3 protein-coding genes and 2 pseudogenes are annotated in these 5,200 nt (G+C 71.8%); 3 read left to right on the forward strand and 2 right to left on the reverse strand.

Annotated features, from left to right (window positions below):
- The first annotated feature begins 62 nt into the window (after window positions 1–62).
- Together accC and aat are read left to right on the forward strand one after the other, a co-directional pair.
- Window positions 63–1,406 carry an acetyl-CoA carboxylase biotin carboxylase subunit gene (accC, locus tag QZV94_RS22905; protein WP_293682457.1) on the forward strand — a complete coding sequence of 448 codons (1,344 nt, stop codon included), beginning with the start codon at window positions 63–65 and terminating at the stop codon, window positions 1,404–1,406.
- A gap of 41 nt (window positions 1,407–1,447) precedes the next feature.
- A pseudogene (aat, locus tag QZV94_RS22910) lies at window positions 1,448–2,056 on the forward strand (leucyl/phenylalanyl-tRNA--protein transferase); the annotation flags it as partial.
- Here the strand turns inward: aat and QZV94_RS25295 are convergent.
- Complete coding sequence (locus tag QZV94_RS25295) at window positions 2,035–2,862, reverse strand: DUF2155 domain-containing protein (protein ID WP_367255173.1); 828 nt, start codon at window positions 2,860–2,862, stop codon at window positions 2,035–2,037. The pseudogene aat and the gene QZV94_RS25295 overlap by 22 nt on opposite strands.
- A gap of 3 nt (window positions 2,863–2,865) precedes the next feature.
- Window positions 2,866–3,312: an NADH:ubiquinone oxidoreductase subunit NDUFA12 gene (locus tag QZV94_RS22920; protein ID WP_293682459.1), complete on the reverse strand. Its 447-nt coding sequence runs from the start codon at window positions 3,310–3,312 to the stop codon at window positions 2,866–2,868.
- 137 nt (window positions 3,313–3,449) lie between these two features.
- On the opposite strand from QZV94_RS22920, the pseudogene QZV94_RS22925 reads away from it, so the two are divergent.
- Window positions 3,450–5,200, forward strand: a pseudogene (locus QZV94_RS22925) (hypothetical protein); the annotation flags it as partial.

The raw sequence follows: 5,200 nt of genomic DNA on the forward strand, positions 1-5,200 counted from the left end.
CCTGATCGAAGACGCCCAGCCGGTGGAGTTCGGCGAACCGCTCGCCATCATCGAATAGCCGCATGTTCGAGAAAATCCTCATCGCCAACCGGGGCGAGATCGCACTGCGCGTCCACCGGGCGTGCAAGGAGATGGGCATCTCCACGGTGGCCGTGCATTCTGAGGCGGACTCCAGCGCCATGTGGGTGCGCCTCGCCGACGAGAGCGTCTGCATCGGCCCGGCGCCGGCGGCCAAGAGCTACCTGCACATTCCCGCCATCATCGCCGCGTGCGAGATCACCGGCGCCCAGGCCGTGCACCCCGGTTACGGCTTCCTGTCGGAGAACGCCCGTTTCGCCGAGATCGTGAACGCCCACGGCTACACCTTCATCGGGCCCAAGCCCGAGCACATCCGCATGATGGGCGACAAGATCACCGCCAAGCAGGCGGTGAAGGCCGCCGGCATCCCGGTGGTCCCCGGCTCCGACGGCGCGATCACCACCGAAGAAGAGGCGATCGCCGCGGCCAAGGCGATCGGCTTCCCCGTGCTGATCAAGGCCGCGGCCGGCGGCGGCGGGCGCGGCATGAAGGTGGCCAAGACCGAGGACGACCTCATCGAGGCCGTGCAGACCGCCCGCTCCGAGGCCAAGGCGGCGTTCGGCGACGACGCGGTCTACATGGAACGCTACCTCCAGACCCCGCGTCACATCGAGCTGCAGGTGATCGCCGATAGCTTCGGCAACGTCTGCCACCTGGGCGAACGCGACTGCTCACTGCAGCGGCGTCACCAGAAGGTGCTGGAGGAGGCGCCCTCCCCGGCCATCGACGCGGCCACTCGGGCCAAGATCGGCAAGGTCGTTGTCGATGCCGTGAAGGCCATCGGCTACCTGGGCGTCGGCACCATCGAGTTCCTGTACGAGAACGGCGAGTTCTTCTTCATCGAGATGAACACCCGCCTGCAGGTGGAGCATCCGGTCACCGAGGCCATTACCGGCATCGACCTGGTGCGCGAGCAGATCCGCATCGCCGCGGGCCTGCCGCTGTCGTTCAAGCAGTCCGATGTGGTCTTCGAGGGCCACGCCATCGAGTGCCGGGTGAACGCCGAGAACCCGAAGACCTTCGTCCCCTCGCCGGGCCTGGTCACCGACTATCACGCCCCCGGCGGCCTGGGCGTGCGTATGGATAGCGCCCTCTACGCCGGCTATTCGATCCCGCCTTACTACGACAGCCTGATCGGCAAGCTTATCGTCCACGGCCGCGACCGCGAGGAATGCATCGCCCGCCTCAACCGCTGCCTGGGCGAGATCGTGGTCGGCGGCATCGACACCAACATCCCCCTGTTCCAGGACCTCATCCACCAACCCGACTTCCTGGCCGGCGCCTACGATATCCACTGGCTGGAACGCTGGATGGCGGCGACCGCCTGACGGCCGTTTCCCGGCGCCCGGCGGGCGGCTACACGACGTCCATGTCCGCGTTCGACGCCCGCGATCTGCTCGACTGCTATGCCCAGGGCGTCTTCCCCATGGCCGACGCGCGCGACGACGCGCGGGTCTTCCTGGTCGACCCCGAGCGGCGAGGGGTGATTCCGCTCGACCGTTTCCACGTCTCGCGGCGCCTCGCGCGGACGGTGCGGGGCGATCCATTCGAGGTGCGCGTCGACACGGCCTTCCACGCGGTGGTGCTGGAGTGCGCGGCCTCCGGGCCCGGCCGCACCGAGACCTGGATCAACCGCCCGATCGAGGAACTCTACCTGCAGCTCCACCGCCTTGGGCACGCCCACAGCGTGGAGTGCTGGCAGGACGGCGAACTGGCGGGCGGGCTCTATGGCGTATCGCTGCGCGGCGCGTTCTTCGGCGAAAGCATGTTCTCAAGGCGACGCGACGCCTCGAAGGTGGCGCTGGTGCACCTGGTCGCCCGCCTGATCGCCGGCGGCTATGTGCTGCTGGACGCCCAGTTCATGACCGAGCATCTGCGGCAGTTCGGGGCGCTGGAGATCCTGCGGACGGAGTACCACCGCCGGCTGAGCGAAGCGCTACAGGTCGAAGCGGATTTCTACGGCGTCGGCGCGGCCGCCGGCGTCGCCGGTTCGACGGCTGGCTTCGGCGCCGGCTCGGCCTTGGGCGGGGGCGACGCCGCCTTGGGCGCAGGAGGGGCGGTCGTGGCGGGCGGCAGTTCCAGCACCTTGGGCGCGGGTGGCTTGGCGGCAGGCGGGCGCGGCGCGGCCGCGGCGACCACCGGCGGGGCGCTGGCCCTGCAGCTGATCGCCCAGGCGTCGTAGCCGGGGTGTTGCATGGGATTGAGCGCCGGAGACGCGGCGTACATCCAGCCCTTGAAAGCCTGCTTCGGCGGGGGCGTGAGCCGACCCGGCTGTGCCCGCGGCTGGGCGTCGATGGTCAGGTAAACGATGGAGTCGTCGACGGGCTCGTCCGGCGCGGTGTGCTCGCACGCCCGGACCGTGAAGATCAGCCCACGCCAGCGCACCGGCACGCCCACCCGCGCCTCGAAGCGCAGCGTCTCGGCGGTCACCTTGTCCAGCGCCTGCAGGACCGCGATGTCGTAGCGGCTGCGCGCCATCGGCGGCGCGGGCTTCTCAGGAACGACGGGAGCCTTCGGCGCGGCCGCGACGGGGGCGACGGGGGCGACCTCCTTCGGCTCGGCCGGAGGAGCCACGGGAGGGATGACGGCCACGGGCGGAGCCGCCTCGAGCGGCACGGCCTTTGGCGGCGCAGCCTTGGGCGGGGGCGCAGCTGGGCCTTCGGGAGGCGGCTGAGGCCCCTGCGCCGCGGGTTGCGCCACGACAATGGTGGCCGCCACCGCCGCGAAGCCCAGGCCGAGAGCGGCGCGGCGCTGCAGCTTGGGCAGGATGCGCGATTGACGCATGGCTCAGTCCGGCGCCCAGGCCTCGTAGTCCCCCGTCGCCGCCTGCCGATCGCCGCCGCGTGAGATGGCGCCCTGCGGTTTGCGCGCGTGGATCGTACCGGTGAGGTTGGGCAGGTGCGCCTTCTCCCAGCCCTTCACGGCGAACGGATGGGTCGTGGGCGGGTCGTCGAAGGTGTAGTGCAGCCAGCCGTGCCAGTCCGGCGTCACCTTCGAGGCGTCGGCGTAGCCCTGGTAGATCACCCACCGGCGCTTGCGGCCCGGGTCGTAGGCGTCGCGGGCGTCGCGGGCCTCGTAATACTTGTTACCCAGCTCGTCCTGGCCGATCAGCCGGCCACGGCGGGCGACAGTGAAGTGGATGCCGGTGGTGGCGCCGTTCCACCAGGTGAAGATGGTCTTCAGGACGGACAAGCGAGCCCCTTCGGGTGGCGAATTCGCGCGGACTATAGGCATGTGACCGCGGAGCGTCCAGCACCGGCCCGGAGACCGCCGTCGCGCAATATCTTGGGGATAGGCCATCTGCCACACCCAACATGTATTGCCGGGCGCGCGCGGGGACGCGTAGCCTCGACCCCTCAGGGAGTCGGCGCATGGACCAGGAAACGTCTCGCGCGGGGATCGAAGGGCGCACCCTCGAGCTCGGGGACCGTCTGGTGGAGGTCGAAGTCCCGGCCCACTTCAGCAACGCGCGGGTGGAAGCGTGGATCGACTGGGCCGGTGGACGCACCGACCTCGCCGCCGCGATCCAGGAGTACGCCTATGCCCTGGCGGGCAAGGCGCAGGCCAAGGGCCTGACCCGGGACCTGAAGAGCCGCACCCGCTTCCGCGAGGCGATCAGCGAGGCGATGCTGCTGGGGACCATCGCGTTGGCCCCTGCGGGCGAGCCGCTGGCGACGCTGGAGCCCGGGGATGCCGCGCTGTCCCTTCTCATCGCCGAACACCGTGGCCAGGAGGCCGCGCAAGCGGCGACGCGCCTGCTGGGCGCGCGACTGCAGGCTGTGATGGACGCGATCCTCCGCTGCGATGGGGACCTCGAGGCCTGCGCCGACCCGGCCCGCAACACCAGCCTGGCCCGCGCCGCCGAGGCCGCCCGCGCGGCCGGGGCCGGCGACGTGATGATCCTGGAGGCGATGGCGCTGGCGCGGGCCGGAGAGGCAGCGTGGCGTTGCGCCGCGCCACCCTCCGCGCCGGCAGCGCCGCTGGTGGCGCTGGGCGGCGGGGGCCGGACCCTGGCGCTTGCGGCCTGGACCACCGGCAGGGTGATCGCCGCGGGCGCAACCGAGGGGTCGGCGATCGCCGAGGCCGCGGGCCTGCCCGTGGCCGGCGTGGAGCTGATGGCCGCGTTCCGTGACGGCGCGTTCGACGAGGGGAGCTTCAGGGGTACGGTCGCGCTGGCGGCCCTGGCCCTCGGGGCCGAGACGGAAGGGCCACTGCTGGTGGCGCTGGGCGGCCTCGGCGACTGGCTGGTCGCCCAGGGCTTCGACTACGATAACGACGCGGCCCGCCAGGCGGCGCGCAATCTGGTGCAGGCCGCCCGCGACTCCGTCGAGGACCTGGATCTCGACGTGCGGCTGGGCTTCGTGAACCACCCCGAGCTGGCGCTGCGCCTGGGCTGCCAACTGGACGGCGGGCCGTGGGGCGGGCCGGTGGCCGACGCAGAGCTGGCGGGCGGGGAGACCGTGCGGGTGCTGTCCGAAGCCGCGATCCTCGGCCTTGCCGCCCTGTCCGCCGATGCCGATGCGGCGCGGGCGGTCCTGCTGGGGCGCCGCAGCCTGGCAGACACGCCGGGCGTCAATATCCAGTCGCTGGCCGCACGAGGCTTCACGGCGCTGGAGATCGAGGCGGCCCAGGCGGAACTGCCCTTTGTGCGCGCCCTGCCCCGCGCGTTCGCCCCGGCCGTGGTCGGAGAGGGCTTCCTGCGTGACGTGCTGGGCGCCACCGCCGAGCAGCTGGCCGACCCGGCCCTGGACGTCCTCGCCCTGGCCGGCTTCGACCCAGACGAGATCGCCGCCGCCGAGGCCTTCGTCCTGGGCGCTGCCAGCCTGACCGGCGGCGCCGCCCTGACCGAGACCCAGCAGCGTGTCTTCCGCGCCGCGGGCGAGGTGGGCGTAGAAGCCCACGCGACGATGCTGCGCGCGCTGGCTCCGGTGCTGGATGCGCCGCCGGTGCTCGAGATCGCGCTCCCTTGGGACGCACCTCTGGAGGCCGTCGCTGCATCCTTGGGCGCCGGCCTGCCCGTTCGGGTGCGGCGCGCGGGTCCTCCGGCCTCCGTGGCGCTGGAGATCCCTGCCGTGGCCGACCTCGCCGTGCGACCGCACGCGCCCGAGCCCGAGGAACGCAT

This window comes from uncultured Phenylobacterium sp. (genome assembly GCF_902826855.1).
Lineage (GTDB): Bacteria > Pseudomonadota > Alphaproteobacteria > Caulobacterales > Caulobacteraceae > Phenylobacterium.

Excerpts from the sequence above, each read along its gene's own strand:
- accC (WP_293682457.1), top strand. The coding sequence starts at position 63 with ATGTTCGAGAAAATCCTCATCGCCAACCGGGGCGAGATCGCACTGCGC.
- QZV94_RS25295 (WP_367255173.1), bottom strand. The coding sequence starts at position 2,862 with ATGCGTCAATCGCGCATCCTGCCCAAGCTGCAGCGCCGCGCCGCTCTC.
- QZV94_RS22920 (WP_293682459.1), bottom strand. The coding sequence starts at position 3,312 with ATGCCTATAGTCCGCGCGAATTCGCCACCCGAAGGGGCTCGCTTGTCC.